Raw genomic sequence first — 25,287 nt, 5'->3', positions numbered from 1 at the left:
CGACGGCGGCCAGGGAGTTGGTGACCAGCATGGTGCAGTCCTGCATCACGCCCAGCTGGGCGTAAGCCGCGGCCAGGATGGCAGCACCCTTGCCGCTGGCCGACGGGCGGGCGGCAGGAGCAGAGTCGGTGGCAACTGCCGTCGTGACCTTCGCAGCAGCAGCAGCCGGCTGGGCTGCGGGGGCAGCTTCCTGCACCGCAACCTGGGGCTCGGGAGCCGGAGCAGCGGTGGTCTGGACGGTGGGCCGCTCAAAGGAAACCGTGGCGGTGGGGGCAGCGGTCACGGCGAGCGACGTCTGCGCCGAACCGGACTCTGTGGAAGCGGAGACACCGGCAGTGGTGTCAGCTGCAGTGGCCGGCAGGCCCATGCTCAGAACCAGGCCCGACGCGGCGGCCACAACGGCAGCCTGGCGGCCTACGGTTCCGGCGTTTGCAGTCATGGCCCTGGATACGGCATCCAAGGGGTTGGTGCGCACTGTTTGGGCACGGTGGCGCGCAGAATGATGGCGTGAAGACACGAAGGTAGCCTCTCCCAATGCCTGCGAGGTGAGCTGTCGGATTCGGATGGGAGTCACCCGGCCACGCTGCTTCCTGGGAAGCTTGTGACTTAACCCCAAGGCCTTCTGGAGAGAAGGCCGAAATTGGTTCCCCCGCCCCTGCCAGACGATGAAATGCGAACGGACCTTGAGCGGTGGCAGAGTTAGGCAATCCACTCAAGAGCGTCAACTTCGGAAAAGTTGACGCACGTTAGACGGTACAGGAGTTCTGCTTGAATGTCACATTCAGGTCACGGCACGTTACCCGGATCTGAGAGTTGGCAATCATACAGTTACAGCCAGCCCATCGGATCGACCACTTCGCCGTTGACCTGGACCTCAAAGTGCAGATGGCATCCCGTGGAGGCGCCCGTGGTACCGCTCAGGGCCACAACGTCTCCCCTGGACACGGTCTGCCCCACCTTTACCTTGAAGGACGACAGGTGGTTGTAGGTGGTCTCCAGCCCGTTGCCATGGTCTATGACCACACGGTTTCCTCCGCCGAACTGGTGCCAGCCTGCGAAAGTCACGGTGCCCGTTGCGGCAGCCATAACAGGCGTCCCGCATTGGGCCACGAAGTCCTGCCCACGGTGGAAGTCGCCGGCACCTCCGGTAATGGGGCTGACCCGGTACCCGAAGGGGGAAGCGGTCACAAGCGAGGCGAGCGGCGCCGAGAGCGTACCGGCGGAAGCGGCACGGGTCACGGAGCCGGCCGACTGGGCGCTGAGGAGCTGCTTGAGCTTCCCGTCCGGGTCCGCCTGGGTCACCACTGCAGAGCGGCTGAAATCGATTTGAGCACCAATATCCGCGGAAATCTGGGGTTGCGGACTGACCGACGATGCCGCCAGGGGGGCGGAGCCGGCCGCATCCGTCGCCATAACCGGACTCGTGGCGGGCATGGCCACCGTCAGGGCGAGACCGGTGGCGGCAAGGGCAATCCCGGCCTTCTGGCCTATGCCGCTGGCGGCGGCAAACTCCGTCATCTGCCGGAACGGACCCCGCCGGCGCCGGGCGTCGCGGTGGAGGTCGCGGGGGCGCTCCGTTGCGGCACCTTCGACAACCCGGGGTGCCGAAGGGGCGCCGGCCGCGCGGCGGCGTCCCCTGGGGGTCTGCGTGGTCAAGAAGGGTTCCTCTCTGGAAAAGCCTGCGGAGTTAGCTGTCGGATTCGGGTCAGAGAGATCAAAGACCCGGCCCGCCACCGGCAAGCTTCAGCACAGGGGTATTCCCGGAAGAATCCTTCACTGGAGAGGCTTGCTGCTGACGGACTTCACCCCAAGGCAGTCCCCCGCTGCCGGTTGTGGTTCCCCCGCCTCTGCCAGTTACGACTCGTGCACCTGATCCGCTGGCAGAGCTCGGCTCCGGATCAGGTAACGCTTAAGTATCAACGATTGCTTCCACTATAGGGGCTTAAGGCCCTAGGTAACAATTCCGTTATCTTTGCGTGGAAGGGCTGTCACGGGGTATGCGCTGCCCCAGTCAGGACTGGCGGACGGCGACGAAAACATGGGCTGCGACCTCCGGCGGGAGCTCCAGCGCGCCTTCAATTCCCGGCACGCGGACGGAGATGTAGTCGCCTACACGCTCAAGGGCCACGGCAGCGCCGGGCCGGATGCCACCTTCGTCCAGCTGTGCCAGCAGTTCCGGCTCCACCTGGATTGGTTCGGCCAGCCGGCTGATCGTTACCCCGGAGGCAGGCCCGTAGCTCTTCATCGCTTCCACGAGGCTGATTGCGCCATCGGCAAAGCCCGGTCCCGGTTGTCCGCCGAGGGCTGCCAGCCCCGGGATGGGGTTGCCGTACGGAGACTCAGTGGGCCGGTCCAGCATCTCGTAGATCCGCCGCTCCACCCGCTCGCTCATGACGTGCTCCCAGCGGCAGGCCTCGTCATGGACGTAGGCCCAGTCCAGACCAATGACGTCGGCTAGCAGGCGTTCGGCCAACCGGTGCTTACGCATTACCTCAGTGGCTCGCTTGCGGCCCGTGTCCGTCAGTTCCAGGTGCCTGTCGCCGGAGACCACCACGAGTCCGTCGCGTTCCATCCTGCCGATGGTCTGGGAAACTGTGGGCCCGGAGTGGCGCAGACGCTCGGCGATACGGGCCCGCAGGGCAACGATGTTCTCTTCCTCAAGCTCCAGGATGGTCCTGAGGTACATCTCCGTAGTGTCGATCAGATCCGTCATCCAGCTCAGCTCCTCGAGCGCAGTACCTTGCGTTGTCCCACCGTACCGCCTGTTCCCGCGAGGTAGTCCGGGGAAAAGCTTAGCCTATTTTGATTTACTCCGAATAGCTGGGGCTGTCCCGTCTCAGTGTCTGGACTTTGAAGCAGCCGGTTCCCGCCCGCCGCGGCTGTTCAGGCAGAATGGGAGGGCCAACAGCGCAGCCGCCGCCGACGGCAACCCATCACCAGACTGTCCGGACCAAAGCCCCCGTCCCTGCCGAATTGGAGCACCTGTGAGCGACACCAGCATCACGATCCCTGCCGACCTCCTGCCCAAAGACGGGCGGTTCGGGGCCGGCCCGTCTAAGGTCCGGCAGGAACAGATCGATGCCCTGGCCGCAGCATCCAAGACCATCCTGGGCACCTCCCACCGCCAGGCACCGGTGAAGAACCTGGTGGGGTCCATCCGTGAAGGATTGAGCCAGTTCTTCCGCGCCCCGGAGGGCTACGAGGTGGTCCTCGGCGTTGGCGGCTCCACCGCGTTCTGGGATGTTGCGAGCTTCGGCCTCGTGGAGAAGAAAGCCCAGCACCTGTCCTTTGGCGAGTTCGGGTCGAAGTTCGCTGCAGCCACCAACAAGGCACCCTTCCTGGACGCATCGTCCATCATCAAGTCCGAACCCGGTACGCGGCCCGCAGCCCGGGCGGAGTCCGGCGTGGACGTCTATGCCTGGCCGCAGAATGAGACCTCAACGGGCGTTGCCGCCCCGGTCCAGCGGGTGTCCGGAGCCGACGAGGGCTCGCTGGTCCTGATTGACGCCACCTCGGCCGCCGGCGGCCTGGACGTGGACGTTGCCCAGAGCGATGTCTACTACTTCGCACCCCAGAAGAACTTCGCCTCCGACGGCGGCCTGTGGCTCGGCCTCTTCTCCCCCGCCGCCCTGGAACGTGCCGCCCGCATCAAGGCCGGCGGCCGCTGGATCCCGGATTTCCTGGACCTCCAGACGGCTATCGACAACTCCCGCCTGAACCAGACTTACAACACGCCTTCGCTGTCCACCTTGGTGACCCTGGACGCCCAGGTCCAGTGGCTGAACGCCAGCGGCGGCCTGGACTTTGCGGCGGCCCGCACAGCCGATTCCGCCGGCCGGATCTACAGCTGGGCGGAAGCGTCCGAATTTGCCGCCCCGTTCGTAGCCAACCCCGAGGAACGCTCCAACGTCATTGCGACCATCGACTTCGACGAATCGGTGGATGCCGCCACCGTAGCCAAAGTCCTGCGCGCCAACGGCGTTGTGGATACCGAGCCTTACCGCAAGCTGGGCCGCAACCAGCTGCGCATCGCCACTTTCGTGGCCATCGAGCCCGACGACGTATCGGCCCTGCTGGCCAGCATCGACTACGTAGTGGGCGAACTGCGCAAGTAGCAGCCGGTTAACGTACGACGGCGCCGCCCGGGTTGGTCCCGGCGGCGCCGTTCGTGTGTGGTCAGGAAGTCCTTGCAGCGTCCGAAGGCTCCGCGCCGTCGTCGGACCGCCCTTCATCCACGGACCCGTCTTCCACAGCGGAAGGTTCTTCCTGCTGTCCCTCGTCGGGCTCCTGCTGCTGCTCGTCCTCGGGGCGGACGCGTTCGGCCCACGGCACCCACTCCGGTGCAAGGATGGAATCCTCGGACGGCAGCAGGCCCAGCTCGTTGACCGTGACCACCTTGGAACGCGAGTTGCGGGTCAGTACCGCGTACCACTGCCAGCCGGCGTAACCGGGCAACCGGGACTCGAACAGGTGGGTGACCAGCCGGTCCCCTTCGCTCTTCGCAGCCAGGTGGGCGCCGACCGTGGCGGCGGGCGTGATGCTTTCCACCGCGGTCCGGGCGGCATCAACAGCAGCGGCCAGGAAGGCGTCCGGTTTGCCCGTGCGCCACACCGGCACGCCTGCCTTGCGCTTGGGCGGAGTCTTGGCAGCCTGCTCCTGCACTGGCGTGCCCGGCTGGTCAGATTGGGGATTCATCGGCGCTTAGACGTCCAGCTCGTCGGCAACCTTGCGCAGGGCGGCCGCGATGGCCTTGCCCTTGTTGCCGTCCGGGTACTTGCCCTTGGACAGGGTCCCGGAAAGGTTGTCCAGGACGGTCACCAGGTCCTGCACCAGTGGAGCGAGGTCCTTGGCGCTGGGCCTCTTGGCCTTGGCAATGGACGGGGTCTTGTCCAGCACCCGCAGGCCCAGCGCCTGGGCGCCCTTGCGGCCATCCGCCACGCCAAACTCCACCCGGGTTCCGGCCTTCAGCTCCGTTACGCCCTCAGGCAGCGACGACTTGGGCAGGAATACCTCCTGGCCGTCTTCCCCCGCGAGGAACCCAAAGCCCTTATCCTTGTCATACCACTTGACCTTGCCGGTAGGCACGTAATCAACCTTCTTCGTTCTGCTGTCATGAGACACGGCCGCCTGCCACCGCATCCGCATTGTTGTGCGGGTTCAAGGTATGGCACGCGCAAACCGTGTTGGTCTGTATCCTTCAAGGTTATCCTGCCGCGTGCCCAGTTCATGCTTCCAAAGGCATTGTTCCGCCCCAGGCGCAAGGCAGGCCGCCCCGGCCCGCTGCCCCGGCTTCGCTGGAATCCACCTGGCCGCTGTAGCGTTGCCACCATGACATCCTTGCGTTACCGGCGCCCGCTGATGATCCTTGCCGCTGTTATTGCCGTGCTTTCCCTTGGGGCCGTGGGAACTGTCATGGCCCTTGCGTTCGCCGGATCCGTGGCACCCACCTGGATCACCTATACCGCCCTCTACGGCCTGCCGGTGGCCTTCATCCTGATGCTCCTGCTGGTCCTGGACGGTGTGGCAGCCCGGCGCCGGTCCGGAAGGGCCGGGCAGCGGTAACGTTGGACTGATGTCCCTTATTCGTGCGCTCGGCAAGGACCTGGAGGCACGCACCGACGATTCGCTGCGTGCCCTCTTCGCCGCGCGGCCGGACCTTATTTCCCCCTCCGTTCCGGACTTCGCGGCCCTGGCCGCACGGGCCACTTCCCGGGTCAGCGTCCAGCGGGCGCTTGAGCGGCTCAACCGGCCCCAGATGCAGGTCCTTGAAACCCTGCACCTGTGCACCAACACCGACACCGGGCACAGCGCCTCCGCGGAGGGCCTGCACCACCTGATCCGCGGTTCGTCCCTGGCCATCATTGAGGAGATCCTGCGGTCCCTGCAGGAGCTTGCCCTGGTGCATCCGGGCGCTCCCCCGCACGGCACCCCTTCCACTTCCGCCGGGCAGCGCTTCTACCTGCCCGTGGGCTCCCTGAAGGACGTGGTGGGCATCTACCCGGCTGGCTTGGGCCGCAGCTACACGGAACTGGTCCGCCTGCAGCCGGCGTTCGCCCAGCGGGCAGTGCAGCTGGTCTCGGAACTGCACCGCACGGGATTTGCCGTCCATAACGCCACCACCCCCATGGAAGCCGCGCTGTCGCTGCAGCACTGGACGTCTTCGCCGGAGGCACTGCAGGATATCCTCGCCCACGCTCCGGAGCGCACGACGGCGTTGCTCGCCAAGTTCCGGAACTGGGCCATGGGTGCGGTCCCCCAGGCGCAACGGAAGGCATCGGTCACGTCGGAAGGGGCCGACGTCGGGCCCATTGACTGGCTCCTTGCCCGCGGACTGCTGGTGCCCCTGGATGCGGCACATGTGGAACTGCCGCACAGCGTGGGACTGGCCCTTCGCGGCGGCGCGATCATTGACGACTTCACCCTTGCACCGCCGGTTCCGGAGCTCGGCCGGACCACCGCGGCACTGCGCAGGAACGCAGCCCTGAGCGCAATCTCGGAAACCCTGCGGCTGGTGTCCGAACTGCTTCACGCCGTTGCAGGGCACCCGCTGCCCACGCTGCGCACCGGTGGCGTGGGTGTCCGTGAGTTGCGCCGGCTGGCGGACAGTCTGCGGGTTGAGCAGGCAACGGTGGGCCGCCTGCTGGAACTGTGCGGCCTGGCCGGCCTGATCCACCTCGACGTCGACTCCTCGTCGTGGGTGCAGCCACCGCAACTGGAGTGGCTGGTGCTTCCGCGGCAGGAACAATGGCTGTGGCTGGTGAACGCCTGGCTGGCGAGCGAACGCGTGCCATCGATGGTGGGCCAACCGGCAAACCCGGCCCCCCGGGCCCCGTCCGGCAGGTCCGCCTCCGGCACCACCATCCCGGCGCTGTCCGCCGGCGCGCAGCGGCCCGACGCCCCCGTGGTCCGCAAGCGCATCCTTGAGATCCTGGACGAGCTGACCCGGGAAGCCGCGGAAGGGGACGGTGCGGCGCCCGTCCTTGATGCCGCCGCCGTCCTGCAGCGCGCGGAGTGGTCCCAGCCGCGCATGGCGCGGCGCTTCAGCTCCCTGATCCGCGGCGTCCTTTCCGAGGCCGAAATGCTGGGCCTGGTGGGGTCGGGCGCCCTGAGCCAGCTGGGCAGCGCATTCGCCGAAGACGATCCCGACGCCGCCCTGGCCATTCTGGGCGAACACCTGCCCGCTGCCCTCAACCATGTTCTCCTGCAGGCGGACCTCACCGCGGTAGCCCCGGGCTACCTCTCCCCCGGACTGACAGAGAAGCTCCTGGTGATGGCCGATGCCGAGGGACAGGGCCCTGCCACCATCTACCGTTTCTCCGCCGAGTCGATCAAGCGGGCACTGGACCACGGCTACGATGCCGGCGGACTCCTGGCGTTCCTCCGCGAACACTCGGCCACCGCCGTTCCGCAGCCGCTGGAATACCTCGTGGAAGACACCGCGTCGCGGCACGGCAGGCTCCGTGTGGGACAGTCCGTCAGCTTCATCCAGAGTGAGGACGAGGCCGCGCTCCGGGACCTCGTGGCGGGGCCCAAAGCTGCCCAGCTTGGCCTGGCCATGCTCGCCCCGACGGTGGTCACGTCCACCGCCCCGCCCCGTGAACTTGCCGCGGCGCTCCGCAACTTGGGCCTGTCCCCCTCCGTCGATGGCGCTGGGACCCCCGGGCAGCTCCGCCACCAGTCGGCACCCCGGGAGAACCTCCGCCCGGTCTATACCGCACCGCGGATGGCGCCCCCGGCCGAGGATGTTGAAGCCCAGCTGGAGGTCCTCCGCAGGGCGGGTGGCGCCGTCGGGCACTTTCCTGGCGCGGCGGCCGGCAGCGAGGCAGCCACCCAGCTGGGGCTTGAGGCCCTCCAGAGGGCCATCCGGCTCAAGCAGCGGATCCAGATGAACGTGGTGGACAACCTGGGGAATGCCAGCTTGGAGATCGTTGTTCCGCTATCTGTGAGCGGCGGCCGCGTCCGCGTGTTCGATCCTGCCAGGGACACCGAACGGGTCCTCTCTGTCCACCGCATCATCGACATCGAGGCCGCAGAGGAACTGCGCCAGTAAAGGAATCCCCGCGTTGACCGACGGACCCCTGATCGTCCAGAGCGACAAGACCATCCTCCTCGAAGTGGACCATGAACTGGCCACCGAGGCGCGGCACGCCATCGCGCCGTTCGCGGAGCTGGAGCGGGCCCCCGAGCACATGCACAGCTACCGCCTGACCCCGCTGGGCCTCTGGAATGCCAGGGCCGCCGGACTGGACGCGGAAAAGGTGCTGGACGCTCTCCTGAAGTACTCCCGTTTCCCCGTGCCGCATTCGCTCCTGGTGGACGTGGCCGAAACCATGTCCCGGTACGGCCGGCTGCGCCTCGAAAAGGACCCAAGGCACGGCCTGGTCATGCGCACCGATGACTATCCCGTGCTGGAGGAAGTCATCCGGGCCAAGAAGATCGCGCCGCTGCTCGGACCAAGGATCGACGGCGAGACGGTGGTGGTCCACGCGTCACAGCGCGGGCAGCTCAAGCAACTGCTGCTGAAACTGGGTTGGCCGGCGGAGGACCTGGCCGGCTACGTGGACGGCACCCCGCACCTGATATCCCTCAACGAGGACGGGTGGGCACTGCGTCCGTACCAGCGCCTTGCCAGCGAAAACTTCTGGGCCGGCGGCAGCGGAGTGGTGGTACTCCCGTGCGGTGCGGGGAAGACCCTGGTGGGGGCCGCGGCCATGGCCACCGGTTCCACCACCACCCTGATCCTGGTCACCAACACGGTGGCAGCCCGGCAATGGAAGGATGAACTCATCCGCCGGACGTCCCTCACCGAAGATGAAGTTGGCGAATACTCCGGCGCCGTGAAGGAGGTCCGCCCGGTAACGATCGCCACGTACCAGGTCCTCACCACCAAGCGCGGCGGGATCTACCCGCACCTTGAACTGGTGGACGGGCACGACTGGGGGCTGATCATCTACGACGAGGTCCACCTCCTGCCGGCCCCCATTTTCCGAATGACTGCGGACCTGCAGGCACGCCGGCGGCTCGGGCTGACCGCCACCCTGGTCCGGGAGGACGGCCGGGAAGGGGAAGTCTTCAGCCTGATCGGACCCAAACGGTACGACGCGCCCTGGAAGGACATCGAGTCCCAGGGCTACATCGCGCCGGCGGATTGCGTGGAGGTCCGCGTCGACCTGCCGCAGGACGAGCGCGTTGCCTATGCCATGGCCGACGACGCGGACAAATACAGGCTGTGCGCCACCTCGGAATCCAAGACCCAGGTGGTGGAGCAGCTGGTGGGCCGGCACGCCGGTGAGCAGCTGCTGGTGATCGGGCAGTACATCGACCAGCTGGACGAGCTCGGCGAGCGCCTGGACGCCCCGGTGATCAAGGGCGACACGTCCGTCAAGGTGCGGCAGCAGCTGTTTGACGCGTTCCGCGCGGGCGAGCTCCAGACACTTGTGGTGTCCAAGGTGGCCAACTTCTCCATCGACCTTCCGGAAGCCTCCGTGGCCATCCAGGTCTCAGGTTCCTTCGGGTCCAGGCAGGAGGAGGCACAACGGCTGGGGCGGCTGCTGCGGCCCAAAAAAGACGGCCGCGCCGCCCGGTTCTACTCCCTGGTGGCACGGGACACCCTGGACCAGGACTTCGCTGCCAAGCGCCAAAGGTTCCTGGCAGAACAGGGGTACGCCTACAGGATCATGGATGCCAAGGACGTGCACGCCACCGATTAGGCGGCGGCGTGCATTCCCTGGTGCGGAAAGCACGGCCGGGTCGCACACTGGAAGCATGACTATAAGAATCGTTCGGGCCGTCCCCGGGGCCGGCCAGGAGTCGGTCTGGGATTACCCGCGCCCGCCACGGATCGAACCCAGCAGCGAACGGATCCGGATCGTCCTGGGCGGCGAATTGATCCTTGACACCACGGATTCCCTGCGTGTCCTGGAGACCAGCCATCCTCCGGTCTACTACCTCCCGCAGTCGGCTTTTGCCCCCGGCGCACTGGAGCACGCCGCAGGCAGCAGTTTCTGCGAGTTCAAGGGCGCGGCAACGTACCTGACGGTGCGCGGCGGCGGGAAGGAGGCCGAGGGCGCCGCCTGGTCCTACCCCGAACCCGCTGCCGGGTTCGAGGCGCTGGCCGGCAGGGTGGCCGTCTATCCGGCCAGGATGGACTACTGCGAGGTGGACGGCGAACGCGTCACCGCGCAGCCGGGCCGTTTCTACGGCGGCTGGATCACCAGCCGCGTGGTGGGGCCCTTCAAAGGAGAGCCCGGAACAATGGACTGGTAAGTACAAGCGCACCATCATTATGCTCACAACGAATATCCAGACAACTCCCAGAGACTGGGAGCATGATGGGAGCATGAACAAGAACGGTCCAGAAGCCAGGCTGCTCGTCGTTGACGACGAACCCAACATCCGCGAGCTCCTCTCCACGTCGCTGCGGTTCGCAGGCTTTGAAGTGGTCTCAGCCGCGAACGGGCGTGACGCCCTTGCTGCCGCCGATACGCATGCCCCTGACCTGGCCGTACTGGACGTCATGCTTCCCGACATGGACGGCTTCACCGTCACGCGCCGGCTCCGGGCCTCCGGAAAACACTTCCCCGTCCTCTTCCTCACGGCCAAGGACGACACAGAGGACAAAGTCACCGGCCTGACGGTGGGGGGCGACGATTACGTCACCAAACCGTTCAGCCTGGATGAAGTAGTGGCACGCATCAGGGCGGTTCTCCGCCGGACGCAGCCCCTGCTGGATGACGACGCCATCATCCGCGTGGACGACCTCGAGCTCGACGACGATGCCCACGAGGTGCGGCGCGGCGGCACCGTCATCGAACTCTCCCCTACCGAGTTCAAGCTGCTTCGATACCTCATGCTCAATCCCAACCGGGTGCTGTCCAAGTCGCAGATCCTGGACCACGTCTGGGAGTACAACTTCAACGGTGACGCGTCCATCGTGGAGTCCTACATCTCCTACCTGCGGCGCAAGGTCGACATCGACCCCGAGGCGCCGGCCCTGATCCAGACCAAGCGCGGCGTAGGCTACGTGCTGCGGACGGCTGAAAAGCGCTGACCTTGCTGAAGCGGTGGAAGTCAGCCTCGCTCAGGTCGCAGCTGGTGGCCATGATCATGGCGCTGCTGATCGTGGCCTTGACGGTGACCGGGGCAGTGACGTTGACGCTGCTCCACAGTTACCTCCAGGGCCAGGTGGACGACAAACTGAATGCCGCGGTCGACTCTGCCCGGAAGCAGCGCTCCTTCACCCAACTGCAGGCACCGAGCTCGATTCCCACCGACTATTCCCTGATGCTCTTCGCCCCGGGCGAGCAGCCGTACACGTTCGGCGGCGATCCCGACGACCATCCGGACATCAGCGCCATCAGCGTGGACCAGGCCCAGGCACGCGGGCTTGCTCCCTTCCAGGTCCGCGGAACAGACGGCGAAAACTGGCGGGTAGTGGCGGTGACGGTCCAGAACGGCCAGTCCACCGCCGTCGTGGTCATCGGGCTGCCCCTGGAGAGCGTTGACGACGTCCTCAAGCATGCCACCCTGGTGGTCACCGGGGTGGGACTGCTGACGCTGCTGCTGGCGTCGCTCATTGCCAGCTGGACCGTCTCGCGGGCCTTCCGGCCGCTAGCCAGGGTGGAAAAGACCGCTGCAGCAATCGCCGCCGGTGACCTCTCCCGCCGCGTGGAGGTGGAGAACCCCACCACCGAACTGGGCCGGCTCAGCAGTTCCCTGAACGCCATGCTGGCGCATATCGAGACGGCTTTTGCGGCCAGGACAGCTTCCGAGGCAAGGATGCGCCGATTCGCCGCTGACGCATCGCACGAACTGCGCACTCCCCTGGTGACCATCCGTGGATTCTCAGAGCTCTACCGGCACGGCGCCCTGGCCACGGACGACGACGTTGCAACGGCGATGAACCGGATTGAAAGCGAAGCCAAGCGCATGGGCTCCATGGTTGAGGACCTGCTCCTGCTGGCCCGGCTTGACGAGCAGCGGCCGCTGCAGCAGAAACCGGTGGACCTTCAGCTCATAGCCCATGACGCCGTCGTGGACACCCAGGCCAGCGACCGTTCCCGGGTGATCACGCTGACCGGGCTCGACGGCGGAACGGCGGCACCGGCCCCCGTGCTGGGGGATGAGGCCAAACTGCGCCAGGTGGTGGGGAACCTGGTGGGCAACGCCTTGCGCTACACCCCCGTGGGCAGCCCCATCGAACTTGCGGTCGGGGTGCGGGCGAACGACGGCGAGGAGCGCTCCGTCATCGAGGTACGGGACCACGGGCCCGGGATCTCGGAGGACGATGCGGCGAAGGTTTTTGAACGCTTTTACCGGGCTGACACGTCCCGCACCCGGGAGACGGGCGGCAGCGGCCTTGGCCTTGCCATCGTCGCCGCCATCGTTGGGTCCCACGGCGGCTCCGTCCGGGTGGAAAAGACTGATGGCGGCGGCGCCACCCTGGTGGTCAGCCTTCCGCGCCGGGAGGACACACCACGCCCCGGCGACGGGGACGGGCAGGAGGACGGCGACGGGCAGGAAGCAACGCATGGCAGTAAGGCCCGGGCCAAGGGCAGCGACGGGTCGGTTATCCACATATAGCCTTCCCGCCATGGAGGCGCGTGCGAATGCTCCGTAGGCTCGTCCCAGCAGTCCGGAACCGCCGGGCCCGGGGGCGGTACGCCTTGCCTACCTTCCCGCCGTTGTGAGCGTAGTGAGAGGCACAGCCATGAGCATCATTTCCGTCGACACCGAACTGCTGCAGCTGAAGTCCGCCAGCGTGCAGGCCACCGTGGACCGGATCAGCACCGACGTCCAGACCATGAAGCGGGGCCTTGATGAACTGCAGGGCTCCTGGCGGGGCTCCGCAGCCACCAACTTCCAGGCCCTCATCACCGAATGGACCATCACGCAGGGCCGTGTGGAGGCTTCCCTGGCGTCCATCAATGCGGCACTGGCTTCAGCGGCTGCCACCTATGCCCAGGCGGAGCAGGGAAATACGCAGCGCTTCAGCTGACGGCTCGCCCCTCTTACGCCTCCGGGGTGCCCTGGTGGAAGCGCAGCCGCCACCGGCCGCCGTCCAGGACCCACAGCGAGCTGCGGAGCGTCGTGCCGGAGCGGGCGAAGCTTCGGTAGGTCAGCAGTACCGCGCCGGTGCCGATGCGTTCAGCACCGAGGATCTCGATGTCCGTGCGTTCGCCGGGGTCTTCTTCCAGTGCCATCATCATGGCGTCGCGGGTCCAGACCCTTCCTGAACTGCCGATCTCCATGAAGTCCGGGTGGAGCAGGACAGCGGTACGGCCGATGTCCCCGCGTACCAGCGGCCCCAGCAGCTCGCGTTCGAGCTCTTCCACCAGCGCCTCCGGCGCGATAGCACCTCCATGCCCCGTGGCCTCAGCCACTTCAAGGGCCTCATCGTCCAGTTCGCTGAACAGGTCGAGTTCCTCGAAGGCAGAAACCGGCCCGGCAGCGGGCCGCCCGTTGCCGGCTGCAGGCGCGTTTCCGCCGGACGGCGTGGATGGGCCGGAGGCCGGCTTGCCCGGGATATCCCGCGTGGCGGGAGGCAGGCCCACACCGGATGCCTGCTGCGCGTTCACAGTGCGCATCGAGGCCGCCTCCCGGCGGGGGTCCGCCTGCTGTGGGCCCGGGTGGTGCGCGCCGGGGAATCCAGGCCCCGACCTGGCCGCAACGCCCTGCTGGTATGCCGTGGCGGCAGCCCTGGCCCGTTCGTCGGCGGCCTCGTTGAGGTCGTGCCCGGCATGGCCCTTGACCCACTCAAAGGTATAGCTGCGGCCGGCCAGCTCCCGGTCGAGTTCCTTCAGCAGTTCCACGTTCAGGACGGGCTTTCCGTCGGCCTTGCGCCAGCCTTTGCGTTTCCAGCCCGGCATCCACTTGGTGATGGAGTTGATCACGTACTGGCTGTCGCACAGGATGCGCAGGTCTTCCCCGGGCAGGTGCGCGGTGGCGCGCAGGAGATCAAGGACAGCCATCAGCTCCCCCTGGTTGTTGGTCCCGTGCGGCCACCCTCCTGCCCGCCAGCAATCATCATTCACATACCAGGCCCATCCGGCCGGACCAGGGTTGCCCAAGGCCGAACCGTCAGCCGCTGCAGTAATCGTCACCGGTCCATCCTGCCAGAAGCAGCTGACATTGGGCTGGCACCGGCGCATCCCAGGCCAGGCCACGACAAAAATGCGGCCCCCTCCGAAGAGGGGGCCGCACTTTCTGTATCTGGCGGGACAGGTCCCGGCGGGGAAGCTTAGAAGCCGCCCATGCCGCCCATGCCACCCATGTCGTCGCCACCGGCAGGGGCAGCAGCCTTCTCCGGCTTGTCAGCCACTACTGCTTCGGTGGTGAGGAACAGGCCGGCAATGGAAGCCGCGTTCTGCAGGGCAGAGCGGGTCACCTTTACGGGGTCGTTGACGCCGGCAGCCAGCAGGTCGGTGTATTCACCGGTTGCTGCGTTCAGGCCGTGACCGGCGGGCAGGCCGCGGACCTTGTCGACAACCACGCCGGGCTCGAGGCCGGCGTTGAAGGCAATCTGCTTCAGCGGGGCGTCGATGGCAACGCGGACGATGTTGGCGCCCGTTGCTTCGTCGCCGGACAGCTGCAGGTTGGCGAATGCCTTGGCACCGGCCTGGATCAGGGCCACGCCGCCACCGGCGACGATGCCTTCCTCAACTGCAGCCTTGGCGTTGCGGACTGCGTCTTCGATGCGGTGCTTGCGCTCCTTGAGCTCAACCTCGGTAGCGGCACCTGCCTTGATGACTGCAACGCCGCCGGCCAGCTTGGCCAGGCGTTCCTGCAGCTTCTCGCGGTCATAGTCGGAGTCGGAGTTCTCGATCTCGGCGCGGATCTGGGAAACGCGGCCTGCGATCTGGTCTGCGTCGCCGGCACCTTCGACGATGGTGGTCTCGTCCTTGGTGACAACAACCTTCCGGGCCTGGCCCAGGAGCTCCAGGCCGGCGTTCTCCAGCTTGAGGCCAACTTCCTCGGAAATGACCTGGCCGCCGGTGAGGACAGCGATGTCAGCCAGCTGGGCCTTGCGGCGGTCGCCGAAGCCCGGAGCCTTGACGGCTACGGACTTGAAGGTGCCACGGATCTTGTTGACGATCAGGGTGGCCAGGGCTTCGCCCTCGATGTCTTCGGCGATGATCAGCAGCGGCTTGTTGGACTGCATGACCTTTTCCAGGACAGCAACCAGTTCCTTGACGTTGGAGATCTTGGAGTTGACGATCAGGATGTAGGGATCCTCAAGGACCGTCTCCTGGCGCTCTGCGTCGGTGACGAAGTAGGCGGAGATGTAACCCTTGTCGAAGCGCATGCCTTCGGTGAGCTCGAGCTCCAGGCCGAAGGTGTTGGACTCCTCGACCGTGATGACGCCTTCCTTGCCCACCTTGTCCAGGGCTTCGGCGATGAGGGCACCGATCTCGTCGTCACCGGCGGAGATGGAGGCCGTGGCCGCGATCTCTTCCTTGGTTTCGATTTCCTTGGCGGAGTTCAGCAGTTCGGCGGTGACGGCCTCAACAGCCTTCTCGATGCCGCGCTTGAGGGACAGGGGGTCGGCGCCGGCGGCAACGTTGCGCAGGCCTTCCTTGACCAGCGCCTGTGCAAGGACCGTTGCCGTGGTGGTGCCGTCACCGGCAACGTCGTCAGTCTTCTTGGCAACTTCCTTGACCAGCTCTGCGCCGATCTTCTCGTAGGGGTCGTCCAGCTCGATCTCCTTGGCGATGGAAACACCATCGTTGGTGATCGTGGGGGCGCCCCACTTCTTTTCGAGGACGACGTTGCGTCCACGCGGGCCGAGGGTGACCTTAACGGCGTCGGCGAGGGTGTTCAGGCCACGCTCAAGGCCGCGGCGTGCCTCTTCATCAAATGCAATGATCTTGGCCATAACGGCAATAGTCCTTTCGGGACAGTCGTTAAGAATGAACCTTCGCTGCAGTGCCCGCGACGGACGATCCTTTGGCGGCGGCCTCTGTATGCCCCCGTGGTGGGATCTCACTGAAGTAAGGTGTTTCTTTCGCTCCTCGACCGGTGCAGTGCGCCGCCGGCCGGGACCAGGCTTTGCTTAGCAGTCGGTACGTCAGAGTGCTAACTCAATAATTAGCACTCCCCAGGTGAGAGTGCAAGCGATAGGGCGCCCATTGCAGGCTCTGCAAGGGGCGCTTCGCCCAGGGCGATCAGCCGGCGCGTCCGGCCGTCTCACGGCCCGCCGGGACAGGGTTGTTGTCCGCGCCGTATCTGAAGACGGAAAAAACGGCCGAGGTGATGTCCCCGTTGGAATCGAAGGCAACGGGGCCGGATTCGCCGTCGTAATTGATGTCCGGGCCAGCGGCAAGGCCGCCCAGGCACTCCTTGTAGCTGATGCAGGGGGCCGACGGGGTCCCGGCTCCGGGAATTCCCGTTCCGCCAGATACGGGAATGAGGTTGGCTGCTATGGAGCGGCCCGCGTCGTCCTGGGCGCGGGCGGCTGCCAGGGCCGCCAGTGTTACGGCGTCGAAGGTTTCGGCCGCGTAGGAGACGTCCTTCAGGGTAGGGTCCACCGCCAGCAGCTTTGCCTGGAAAGCGGCCGTGGGCAGCTGGCCCGGGACAATGGCGCGGGCGCCGTCGAGGACGCCGGACCCCAACCCGGATCCGTAACGGGCGAAACCGCCGTCGCTGAGGATGAGCTTCGAACCGGCGACGCCGGCGTTGTGCAGCTCAGCCAAGGCGTCCTGGGCGCCGTCGCGGGCGACCAGCACAACAGCATCAGGGGTGGCCTTGGCGGCCGAGTGCGCGGCGTCGGCGGCGTTGCCGGGCTTGAAGCCGGCTGCCGGGAGGACCGTCAGCCCGGAGCCCCGGGCGGCTTCGGTGACCGCAGCGGAGACCTCCTTGCCGTAGGAGCCTTCCTGGTAGAGCACGCTGATGGTGGCGGCGCCGCCGTCCTTGGCGAGTTTGGCCAGAACGGGGCCCTGCGCGACGTCGGCTGCGGCCGTCCGGAAGTAGTAGCCGCCACTGGCCCTGGTGGAGAGGGCCGCAGCGGTGTTGGCCGGTGAAATGACAGGCACATGTGCACGGGAAAGGACGTCGGTGGCAGCGGCTGCGTGGCCGGAGTCCGTGGGCCCGATGGCGACGTCGGCCTTGGCGTCCACCAGGCCCTTGGCCTGGGCGGCGGTGTCCTGCTCCGGGTGCACGGGGAGCAGCTCCACCGGGCGCCCCTTGTGGCCGCCCGCCGCATTGATCTCCTGGATGGCCACCTTGGCAGCAGCCAGCTGGGCTGCGTTGAGGAAGGCGTTGGCGCCGCTGTTGTCCAGGAGCAGGCCCACGCGGAGGACCCCATCGCCGGAAGCCTCGGCCGATTGGACCCTGGCATTTCCTCCGGCGCCGGCGCATGCCGTAACGGAGAGGACTGCTGCCAGCGAGACGGCAAGCGCGGACCGGACGCGGGCGGCGGGGCGATGAACCGGAATCACTGGACGGGCCGGACGTTTTCGGCCTGGGGGCCCTTCTGGCCCTCGCCGATATCCAGTTGCACCCGCTGGCCCTCCTCAAGGGCGCGATAGCCCTCCCCCTGGATCGCCGACCAATGGACAAACACGTCATCACTGGAGCCGTCAACGGTGATGAAGCCGTAGCCCTTTTCAGCGTTGAACCATTTGACGGTTCCCAGTGCCATGATGAACAACTCTTTCCGTTGGGTGCCGGGCGGGACCGGACCAGCGTAACTGGGGGGCGTTGCGGCTACCGGTAACCGGGGCCCAGTACCACCACGAGCGGTATCTGGAATTGGGTGCTGTTCACCACGGTGGGAATGTTCAGCAGCGCAGCGAGTGCCTGCGCGCTTACCAGTTGCTGGGGGCCGGCGTAGAAGATGACGGAGGACTTCTGCGGAGCGCCGGACCAGTTGCCCACCGGGCCGAGCCGCCACCCGTCGGCCTGGACAGCAGCGCCCACCCGGCTGGCCAGGCCAGCGGTACCTGCCGCGTTGTAGACAGCTACTGGCTGGGTCTTATCGACGACGGCCTGCTGGGTTGCGGACGCCGAGGGCTCAGGCGCGGCCACATCGCTTTGGCTGGGTACGGAAGAGGGAGACGGCGTGGCAGACGGTGCAGGCGAAGAGCTGGATCCAGTGCCTGCCAGCGGGGCCGACTCCACGCTGGCCGATGCCTGGCTGGCGGTGGTGTTGAATCCGAGTTTGGGAAGGATCAGGAAGGACACCAGGCCGATGGCCAGGGCTGCCACTCCTACGGCCAGGATGGGCCACAGCCGCACGCGGGACGGGGCCGAGGCCGTCCGGTGGACACCTTGTCGCGACGCGGCCTCCGGGACCTTGTCGAATTCATCGCGGGCGTATCTGGTCATGGTGGAAGGACATCCTTGTTGATTGCGGCTGGTGTCCCGGACTGGGGCGTCTTAAGCGTCGGATCCCAGGCGCCGGGCGGTGCGCGCGCGGTGGCGCGACGTACGTAGTCTACGCAATCTCTTGACCAGCATGGGATCGTGGGCCAGTGCGTCCTCGCGGTCAATCAGGGAGTTGAGGAGCTGGTAGTAATGGGTGGCCGAGAGATCGAACAGTTCGCGGATGGCCTGTTCCTTGGCTCCCGCGTATTTCCACCACTGCCGTTCCAGGGCCAGCATCTGCTGCTCGCGCTCCGAGAGGGAGGACTCACGGAGGCTGAAATCCGCCAGGAGGGACTTCCGCGATTCCTGCTCCGGCAGGTGTTCCCGGGCCGGTTCCGCCACGGCAGACTCCTTCGCTGGTTACGGTAAATGTCTTACCCCCATGCTAGCCGCCGAATAACACCAGTGTCATTTGGGCGCCTGCAAGAATGGAACGATGTTTGAATCGGATGCGCTGTTCGAGCTCCAGCAGTCCCCCGCGGACGACGTCAGCTTCGCCGACCTTGCCCGGCTGCCGCTGGCCGGGCTCATGGCCCCGGACTGGGGCGAGGCGCTCCACGGCGTGGAGGACCAACTCCGGAAGGTACTGTCCTTCCTTGCAGCCGAAGAGGCGGCCGGGCACCAGGTCCTGCCGGCGCCGTCGAACGTCCTGCGCGCCTTCCGCCAGCCCCTCAGGGAGGTGAAGGTCCTCATCGTGGGGCAGGATCCCTACCCCACGCCGGGACACGCCGTCGGACTGTCGTTTTCCGTCGAGCCGCACGTGCGGCCCATCCCCCGCAGCCTGGTGAACATCTACAAGGAGCTGGAATCGGACCTGGGGATTCCGCCGCGGGTCCACGGCGACCTGTCGGCGTGGACGGAGCAGGGCGTGCTGCTCCTGAACCGGGTGCTCACCGTCCGGGCCGGGGCCGCGGGTTCCCATCGGGGCAAGGGCTGGGAGGAGATCACGACGGCGGCAGTCACGGCGTTGGCGGCCCGCAAGGCACCGGACGGGTCAAGGATGCCGCTGGTGGCGGTGCTATGGGGCAAGGAAGCCGAGTCCGTCCGCCCGCTCCTGGGCGGGGCGCCCGTCGTTGCCAGCGCCCATCCCAGCCCACTGTCCGCCTCGCGCGGATTTTTTGGCTCGAGTCCGTTCAGCCGCGTGAACAAACTGCTGCGCGAACAAGGTGCGCCGGACGTAACCTGGGAGCTCCCGCCGTTGCCCTAGCTTAGGCTTGCCTTATGAGCACTGTCCCTGCCGCTACCAGCGCGACCAAGAAGAGCCGACCCCAGGTCAACCTGACCGTGCTGCGCAAGGAGCAGCTGACCCCGCACATGGTGCGGATCGTGGCGGGCGGAGACGGCTTCAGTGATTTCACCAACAACGGTTTCGTGGACCGGTACGTGAAGATCGTCTTCCCCCAGCCGGGCGTTGACTACCCTTCCCCCCTTGATCTCTGGGAGGTCCGGGAAACCATGCCGCGCGAACAGTGGCCGTTCACCCGCACCTATACCCTGCGCTGGGTGGATCCGGATGCCCGCGAGCTGGCCATCGACTTCGTGGTCCACGGCGACGAAGGGCTGGCAGGTCCGTGGGCGGCCAACGCCCGGCCTGGCGATACGCTCACCTTCACCGGACCGGGTGGCGCCTACAACCCCAACCCGGACGCTGACTGGTACCTGTTTGCCGGCGACGAAGCGGCGCTGCCCGCCATGGGGGCATGCATCGAGTCGCTGCCGGGGGACGCAACCGGGCTGGCGTTCCTGGAGGTCGGTTCCGAAGCGGACATCCAGTCCATTGCCGCCCCCGCCGGTCTGGACATGAGGTGGCTGCCGCGCAACGGCGCTCCCGCCGGTTCCAGCGATGTACTGGTCAAGGCGGTGGCGGACGCCCAGTGGCCCGCCGGCACGGTGGACGTCTTTGCGCACGGAGAACGTGGCTACATGAAGGCGCTGCGCGAGGTCTTCTTCAAGCAGCGCGGCCTGGAGCGACGGCAGGTATCTCTCTCCGGTTACTGGGCACAGGGCCGGGTGGAGGATGTGTTCCAGGCGGAGAAGAAACTGCCCGTCGGACAGATCTAGGCCGGCTTCGCGTCCGACTGTCAGCGGCGGCGCGCCCGGCGCCGTTCGTTGCTCGCCAGGCTGCGGGTCAGTGGACGGGCCAGGACGTCACCCAGGACGATTCCGCCGGCCGTTCCCAGCACAATGGCGCCGGCGCTGAGCATTCCACCGGCACCGGCCAGGATTTCGGTTTCCTCAACCGTGAGCACGTACATGGACCGGAAAATTGTCAGGCCCGGCAGCAGGATCAGCGCGGCGGGGACTGCCACCACCAGCTGCGGGGCCCCCATCCGCAGGGCCACCACCCTGGCCAGGAGGCCGATGACGACCGCGGCAATGGCCGGCGAGAACCGGTCGCCGATTCCCAGCTGGCCGCAGCCAAGCAGCACCAGGTAGCCTGCCACCCCGACGGCGGCAGTGGGCAGCAGGAGCTGCCAGGTGGTCTGCTCCGTAACGCCGATGGCCATGACGGCCGCGGCTACGAAGAGGGTCAGGACCCAGAGGTCGTAGGCGGGCGGGAAGGTCTGAGTGACGTCGATGCGCTGCAGGCCGGTCAGCTCCCCCACGACGAACGCGACCGCGATGCCCGCCACGATGGCGCCGAAGGTCAGCAGCGTGGACAGGAAGCGTCCCGCGGCCGTCACCGGGAAGCCGTTGATGGCGTCCTGCACCGAGGACACCAGGCGCCCGGTGGGCAGGAGCAGCAGGATGCCGCCCACCACCACGATCGAGGGTGACGTGGTGAGCCCCAACTGCCAGAGCAGGAGCGCCAGCATGGTGACCACGAACGAGCAACTGGCGGTGATGAAGAAGTCCGGAACCCGCCACCGCCCCAGCTGCCGGGCCAGCAGGCTGATGCCGATATTGGCAACGAACGCGATCAAGGATGACACCGGTCCGCCGCCCAGCACGCCCACGAACACGGCGGCGAATACACCGAACGCGGCCGTGACCATCCAGCGGGGGTACGGCTTGGGGCTGGTGATGGCGTCGTTCAGCCTGCGGATCGCTTCATCACGGCCCACGCCGCCGGCAACGATGTCCGTTACCAGCTGGTGGACCTTGGCAAGGCCCGCGTAGTTGTTGGTCCAGGACCGGACCACGCGCAGCAGGGCAATCGGTGTCTGGTCCTTGGGGGCGTAGTTGATCCCCACGGACTGATTGGTGATGTCCACTTCGATGTTCTTCAAACCCAGTGCGGCCGTGACGGCGATGATGCTTGTCTCCACTTCCAGGGCGCCTGCACCGTAGCGGAACATGGTCTCGGCAAGATGCAGGGCGAAGTCCAGGGTTTTGCGCGCGGACGTGTCCACGCCACCCACCTGGATGGTGGGGTTTGCGTAGGGACTGCCGGCCAGCCGGTCCACGATGCTCAGGGGCGCCGTGGGCGGATTTTCGCCCTGCACCAGGCGGCGCAGCATCCTCTTGGCGGCCGCATCCTGCCGGAGCTGCGCAGGGGTCAGCGGCTCAGTTTTGGGCAGGCCGTCAGTCTTCGGCCTGGATCCTGGCCGTTCGGGCCGGTTGCTCATGCCCGCTTCCTCCCTGTGCGCGGTTGGTGGATTGTCAGGCTGCGCGCTGCAGCGGCAACTTGCCCAGCAGGGTGCGGGCAGCGGCGGCAGCGGATCTGGCCAGCCGGTTGGCGTGGAAGACGGCGGGACGGACGGGCAGGACGAAGTCCCCCACCAGCTGGACCACTTCCCCGCCGAACCCCTTCTTGAATTCGTAGCCGCCGTGGCCTTCCTCGTCCTGGCCGGAGATGCCGAAAGTGCCGTAGAAGTTGTACCGCGGGTACCCCTTTTCCAGCGCGTGCAGCATCATGCCCCAGTAGAGCGAGGTTGCGCCGTTGAAGTAGATGTAGTCCTGGACGGTGCCGCCGATTACGCACACCACCTCGTCGCCATAGCAAACGAAGTGGATGGCAGCCACGGTGGCGGTACCCACGGAGTCGGGGAACCGTTCAATGTCCTTCAGGCTCCGCTCGTAGCTGTCCACCAGGTCCTGGACCACCTTGAGCCGGTTGGCTTTTTTCTTGCTGCCGGTTTCCTCCACCTCGCGCCGGAGGTCGGCCGCTGTGGCGGACTCCGCTGCCAGGCGTTCGGTGATGGACTTCCGGTAGGCCGGGATGTCGATCTTGGCCATCATGAGCTTGGTGAATTCCGGCGACGTGGTGCGCAGCAGATGCTCGTAGTACCCGCGTTCGCGGTAGACGAATCCCTTTTCGTCCCCGGCCCGGCTCAGGGCTCCGTAAAACTCGTCCAGCGTTTCCAGGGTGGCCTGCTCCAGGAAGACGCCGTTCTTCTCCGCCTTGCGGATGGCCTTCCGGGTGCGGTAGCTGGTGCCCATGATCAGTTCTTCAGCGTCCTGGATGCCCACCAGGTTCTTGATGAACATCCAGTTGACGTTGACGAAGTTCATGTCCAGGCCCTGGTGCTGGAATCCGAGTCCTTCCAGGTCCGCCACCAGCGGCCGGTTGTCCTCGACGTCGGGGTGCTCGGCGCCGTCCTCGTCCCGGGCTATGTACCGGATATTGGGTGAGATCCTCAGTTCAGCGGCTTTGCGGCCTGCAGCATGCTTCCGGAGAAGTTCGACGACGCCGCCCACCAGTTCGCGGTCCGTGTAGTCCATGAGGGGCCCCTTGGCGCATTCACAGACCGTGTAGCCCAGCCGGGTGGTGGTGTAGTTGAGCTTTCCCGCTGCCACGAGTTCGCCGTCGCGCCGGACGCCGAAGAGCTCAACCTGCTGGCCGCGGGAGCGCTGGAAGCGGGCAAAATCGATGGACTGCAGGAAGCTGTTCTGCGGATGCTTCAGGGCGAAGGCCTCAAAGTCCGCGTCGCTGAGGTTGGCGTATTCAAGCCCGGTAGCGGCGGAAACTGGATTCAAGGGGTGACCTCTTCTGACTCTTCGCGGCCTGGGGCCACGCGCTGGACGGACGGTGTTCGTGCGGGCCCTGCGGGTGAAGGCGGGCCCTGCGGGGCTCGATGGTTTTGCTGCCGGAGGTGGTCAGTAGAACTGCTGGCCGGTGCGGGCGGTCTCAATCCGGCGGAAGACCTTTTCTCCGCCGTTCACCCAAAGCCGGTGACGGAGCGGGGACAGGACGTAATCATGGCAGCCCACAAAGTCAGTGACAGTTTTGGTGAAGCTGGTCTTGAACATGCCCATTCCGTACAGGTTGTGGGTTTTGTCCTTGATGCGGGCGGCCGGCGGGGTACCGCAGAAGTCGTATTCGGTGCAGCCGAGTTCCTGCATGCGCCGGATGGCAGTCCACTGCACCAGGTGCGAATCCCCGTACTGCTTCCGGTTCTGGGTGGAACCGCCGTCCTTGTAGGTGGCTTTGGCGCCGTAGTTGATGACGAATGCCCCGACGCTGGGTTTCCCGTCCTCGTAGGTGAAGAAGAAGTTGCCCTGGCCGCGGTTGCAGAACTCGTCCCAGAACCGGGCGTAGTAGTCGTAGCTGCGCAGTGGCATGGAACCCTTGGCCTTAACGGTATCGGCCATCAGTTCGTAGAGCGCACGGTAGGTCTCAGGGCCCGGTTCCTGCCGTACCACCTGGCAGCCTTCGCGTTCTGCGCGCCGGACGGCGTTCCTGGCGCGGGAGGAAATGGCTTTGAACACTTCCTCCTCCGTCCCGGAAATATCCAGCAGTGCGGTGGAGTCATTGGACTGGATGTTGGGCGCTTTGACCAGGGTGGCGGCCTGGAGTTCTTCCTGTGCAGCCCCGGAGTCGATGATGTCCGGCTCCACCTTGATGGTGAAGACGTTCAGTTTGCGGCTGCGGACGAAAGCCGCGCACGCTTGGAGGGCTGGTTTCAGGTCTGCGGGGTCCGCGACGTCGGGGCCCTTGATCAGGTACCAAAGCCGCCCCAGGACGGGGAACCGCTTTTCCAGCACCAGGTTGTAGCTGGAGCTTCCGCCGCTTTCCAGCACCAGGAACAGGACCTTCCAGCCACTTCCGTTCTTGACGGATGCGTACGCGGCGGACTGCAGCATGTTGCCGCCGTTTGGGTTGGCCGTGACGTGCTTGTCCCAGTTCTCAATTTCCTCGGCTGTGGCAAAACGTGCGGTGAATTCTCGCAAGGGGGCCGTGTCCAATCGGGTTTGTGCGCGGTTTCGGTACTTCTGGATGCGTGCGGACATGCAGCCTCAAGTCTAAAGCCTGATGCGCTCCCTGCCTTGCTCCGGCCCGCCCGGCAGGTGCTCCCCAGGCTGGAGGACGCATGCCTTGACGCGGCTAACGGCATTCAACAAGGGTTGGGGTATGAGACCGGATGGGGACGAAAACACTGCCGCCGTGGAGAACGGGCGGGCGTACGGTGCCGGGGTCCAGGTGGCAGCGCTTGCCGGGTTCCTGGTGGCATCCCTGGTGGTAGCGGGAGTGGGCGGACTGGCGTCCGCGGCGAACGTCACGGGCTGGTACGCCACTGCGGACAAAGCACCCTGGTCCCCGCCCAACGGTGTATTCGGGCCAGTCTGGACCATCCTGTACACAGCAATGGCGGTGGCCGCCTGGCTCGTGTGGCGCAAGCGCAGCGCCGGTACCCGCCGGGCCATGACGGCTTATACCGTCCAGCTGGTCCTGAACCTCGCCTGGACGCCGGCGTTCTTCGCGCTCTATCCCCTTCTGGGCACGCCGGCACTGTGGCTGGGGCTGGCCATCATCCTCACCCTAATCGGCGCCGTCGCGGTGACCGTGATGTACTTCGGTCCCATCAGCCGGACGGCAGGACTGCTCCTGCTGCCATACGTCTCATGGCTGGTGTTCGCAGCCAGCCTCAACTGGTGGGCGGCAGCCCACAACTAGCTCAGCCGTGTGCCGACATCCCCCCGCTGCGGTGGGGAACGGTCAGCATTCGACGACGTTGACGGCGAGGCCGCCCATGGCTGTTT

Annotated in this window: 24 protein-coding genes, 1 pseudogene and 2 riboswitches; of the genes and pseudogenes, 11 read left to right on the top strand and 14 right to left on the bottom strand. The window is 66.3% G+C overall.

The window, feature by feature from the left end; all coding sequences use genetic code 11:
- From VXJ37_RS20705 to VXJ37_RS20695, 3 genes and pseudogenes are all read right to left on the bottom strand, one after another.
- A pseudogene (locus VXJ37_RS20705) lies at positions 1-439 on the bottom strand (NlpC/P60 family protein); the annotation flags it as partial.
- Positions 440-521: 82 nt separating this feature from the next.
- Positions 522-700: riboswitch (cyclic di-AMP (ydaO/yuaA leader) on the bottom strand.
- A gap of 128 nt (positions 701-828) precedes the next feature.
- On the bottom strand, positions 829-1,656 hold the full coding sequence (locus tag VXJ37_RS20700) for a M23 family metallopeptidase (protein ID WP_331324881.1): 828 nt from the start codon (positions 1,654-1,656) through the stop codon (positions 829-831).
- A 4-nt stretch (positions 1,657-1,660) separates the two neighbouring features.
- Positions 1,661-1,872, bottom strand: a riboswitch (cyclic di-AMP (ydaO/yuaA leader).
- Between the two features lie 139 nt (positions 1,873-2,011).
- Positions 2,012-2,713 (bottom strand): metal-dependent transcriptional regulator, encoded by a 702-nt coding sequence (locus tag VXJ37_RS20695; RefSeq protein WP_331324880.1) that lies wholly within the window; start codon positions 2,711-2,713, stop codon positions 2,012-2,014.
- A 271-nt stretch (positions 2,714-2,984) separates the two neighbouring features.
- Between VXJ37_RS20695 and serC the strand changes: the two genes are divergently transcribed.
- Positions 2,985-4,115 carry a phosphoserine transaminase gene (gene serC / locus VXJ37_RS20690; RefSeq protein WP_331324879.1) on the top strand — a complete coding sequence of 377 codons (1,131 nt, stop codon included), beginning with the start codon at positions 2,985-2,987 and terminating at the stop codon, positions 4,113-4,115.
- Between the two features lie 61 nt (positions 4,116-4,176).
- Here serC and VXJ37_RS20685 read toward each other — a convergent pair whose 3' ends face one another.
- Together VXJ37_RS20685 and VXJ37_RS20680 are read right to left on the bottom strand one after the other, a co-directional pair.
- Positions 4,177-4,695 carry a DUF3027 domain-containing protein gene (locus VXJ37_RS20685; RefSeq protein ID WP_331324878.1) on the bottom strand — a complete coding sequence of 173 codons (519 nt, stop codon included), beginning with the start codon at positions 4,693-4,695 and terminating at the stop codon, positions 4,177-4,179.
- Between the two features lie 6 nt (positions 4,696-4,701).
- Entirely contained in the window at positions 4,702-5,085 is a 384-nt protein-coding gene (locus VXJ37_RS20680) for a cold-shock protein (protein ID WP_018762148.1), read from the bottom strand.
- A gap of 243 nt (positions 5,086-5,328) precedes the next feature.
- Between VXJ37_RS20680 and VXJ37_RS20675 the strand changes: the two genes are divergently transcribed.
- The 7 genes from VXJ37_RS20675 (at position 5,329) to VXJ37_RS20645 (ending at position 12,997) form a co-directional block, all read left to right on the top strand.
- Positions 5,329-5,562, top strand: a complete 234-nt coding sequence (locus tag VXJ37_RS20675) for a hypothetical protein (protein ID WP_331324877.1) — start codon at positions 5,329-5,331, stop codon at positions 5,560-5,562.
- A gap of 10 nt (positions 5,563-5,572) precedes the next feature.
- Positions 5,573-8,050, top strand: a complete 2,478-nt coding sequence (locus VXJ37_RS20670) for a helicase-associated domain-containing protein (RefSeq protein WP_331324876.1) — start codon at positions 5,573-5,575, stop codon at positions 8,048-8,050.
- A 13-nt stretch (positions 8,051-8,063) separates the two neighbouring features.
- The gene (locus VXJ37_RS20665) at positions 8,064-9,710 is read left to right on the top strand and encodes a DNA repair helicase XPB (protein WP_331324875.1); all 1,647 of its coding nucleotides are present in this window, start codon (positions 8,064-8,066) and stop codon (positions 9,708-9,710) included.
- A 55-nt stretch (positions 9,711-9,765) separates the two neighbouring features.
- Positions 9,766-10,266 carry a DUF427 domain-containing protein gene (locus VXJ37_RS20660; RefSeq protein ID WP_331324874.1) on the top strand — a complete coding sequence of 167 codons (501 nt, stop codon included), beginning with the start codon at positions 9,766-9,768 and terminating at the stop codon, positions 10,264-10,266.
- A gap of 73 nt (positions 10,267-10,339) precedes the next feature.
- Positions 10,340-11,050: a response regulator transcription factor gene (locus VXJ37_RS20655; RefSeq protein WP_331324873.1), complete on the top strand. Its 711-nt coding sequence runs from the start codon at positions 10,340-10,342 to the stop codon at positions 11,048-11,050.
- 2 nt (positions 11,051-11,052) lie between these two features.
- Entirely contained in the window at positions 11,053-12,582 is a 1,530-nt protein-coding gene (locus tag VXJ37_RS20650; protein ID WP_331324872.1) for a sensor histidine kinase, read from the top strand.
- A 127-nt stretch (positions 12,583-12,709) separates the two neighbouring features.
- Positions 12,710-12,997, top strand: a complete 288-nt coding sequence (locus tag VXJ37_RS20645) for a WXG100 family type VII secretion target (RefSeq protein WP_091718423.1) — start codon at positions 12,710-12,712, stop codon at positions 12,995-12,997.
- 13 nt (positions 12,998-13,010) lie between these two features.
- Here VXJ37_RS20645 and VXJ37_RS20640 read toward each other — a convergent pair whose 3' ends face one another.
- From VXJ37_RS20640 to VXJ37_RS20615, 6 genes are all read right to left on the bottom strand, one after another.
- Positions 13,011-14,102: a ribonuclease HI family protein gene (locus VXJ37_RS20640; protein ID WP_331324871.1), complete on the bottom strand. Its 1,092-nt coding sequence runs from the start codon at positions 14,100-14,102 to the stop codon at positions 13,011-13,013.
- Positions 14,103-14,239: 137 nt separating this feature from the next.
- Positions 14,240-15,874, bottom strand: coding sequence for a chaperonin GroEL (gene groL / locus VXJ37_RS20635; RefSeq protein WP_110543978.1), 1,635 nt, complete (start codon positions 15,872-15,874; stop codon positions 14,240-14,242).
- 289 nt (positions 15,875-16,163) lie between these two features.
- Entirely contained in the window at positions 16,164-17,435 is a 1,272-nt protein-coding gene (locus VXJ37_RS20630; RefSeq protein ID WP_440589838.1) for an ABC transporter substrate-binding protein, read from the bottom strand.
- On the bottom strand, positions 17,432-17,638 hold the full coding sequence (locus VXJ37_RS20625; RefSeq protein ID WP_141943519.1) for a cold-shock protein: 207 nt from the start codon (positions 17,636-17,638) through the stop codon (positions 17,432-17,434). Before VXJ37_RS20625 ends, VXJ37_RS20630 begins: the two co-directional genes overlap by 4 nt.
- Before the next feature lie 65 nt (positions 17,639-17,703).
- Positions 17,704-18,324, bottom strand: a complete 621-nt coding sequence (locus tag VXJ37_RS20620; protein WP_331324870.1) for a LytR C-terminal domain-containing protein — start codon at positions 18,322-18,324, stop codon at positions 17,704-17,706.
- A gap of 51 nt (positions 18,325-18,375) precedes the next feature.
- Entirely contained in the window at positions 18,376-18,705 is a 330-nt protein-coding gene (locus VXJ37_RS20615) for a DUF3263 domain-containing protein (protein WP_331324869.1), read from the bottom strand.
- 94 nt (positions 18,706-18,799) lie between these two features.
- Here VXJ37_RS20615 and VXJ37_RS20610 point away from each other — a divergent pair, with 94 nt between their 5' ends.
- Complete coding sequence (locus VXJ37_RS20610; RefSeq protein ID WP_331324867.1) at positions 18,800-19,570, top strand: uracil-DNA glycosylase; 771 nt, start codon at positions 18,800-18,802, stop codon at positions 19,568-19,570.
- Positions 19,571-19,584: 14 nt separating this feature from the next.
- Complete coding sequence (locus tag VXJ37_RS20605) at positions 19,585-20,424, top strand: siderophore-interacting protein (protein WP_331324866.1); 840 nt, start codon at positions 19,585-19,587, stop codon at positions 20,422-20,424.
- Between the two features lie 20 nt (positions 20,425-20,444).
- On the opposite strand, the gene VXJ37_RS20600 is transcribed toward VXJ37_RS20605, so the two are convergent.
- The 3 genes from VXJ37_RS20600 to VXJ37_RS20590 all read right to left on the bottom strand — a co-directional run bounded on the left by VXJ37_RS20600 (position 20,445) and on the right by VXJ37_RS20590 (position 24,537).
- Complete coding sequence (locus VXJ37_RS20600; RefSeq protein ID WP_331324865.1) at positions 20,445-21,932, bottom strand: threonine/serine ThrE exporter family protein; 1,488 nt, start codon at positions 21,930-21,932, stop codon at positions 20,445-20,447.
- A gap of 34 nt (positions 21,933-21,966) precedes the next feature.
- The gene (locus VXJ37_RS20595; RefSeq protein WP_331324864.1) at positions 21,967-23,283 is read right to left on the bottom strand and encodes a peptidoglycan bridge formation glycyltransferase FemA/FemB family protein; all 1,317 of its coding nucleotides are present in this window, start codon (positions 23,281-23,283) and stop codon (positions 21,967-21,969) included.
- A 120-nt stretch (positions 23,284-23,403) separates the two neighbouring features.
- A complete protein-coding gene (locus tag VXJ37_RS20590) occupies positions 23,404-24,537 on the bottom strand; it encodes a lipid II:glycine glycyltransferase FemX (RefSeq protein ID WP_331324863.1) in 1,134 nt (377 codons plus the stop codon).
- Between the two features lie 121 nt (positions 24,538-24,658).
- On the opposite strand from VXJ37_RS20590, the gene VXJ37_RS20585 reads away from it, so the two are divergent.
- The gene (locus VXJ37_RS20585; protein ID WP_331324862.1) at positions 24,659-25,201 is read left to right on the top strand and encodes a TspO/MBR family protein; all 543 of its coding nucleotides are present in this window, start codon (positions 24,659-24,661) and stop codon (positions 25,199-25,201) included.
- Positions 25,202-25,287 lie beyond the last annotated feature (86 nt).

Origin of the sequence: Pseudarthrobacter phenanthrenivorans (genome assembly GCF_036455295.1) — a bacterium.
GTDB classification, from domain to species: Bacteria; Actinomycetota; Actinomycetes; order Actinomycetales; family Micrococcaceae; genus Arthrobacter; species Arthrobacter phenanthrenivorans_C.
This window is presented reverse-complemented; position numbering and strand designations above follow the sequence as displayed.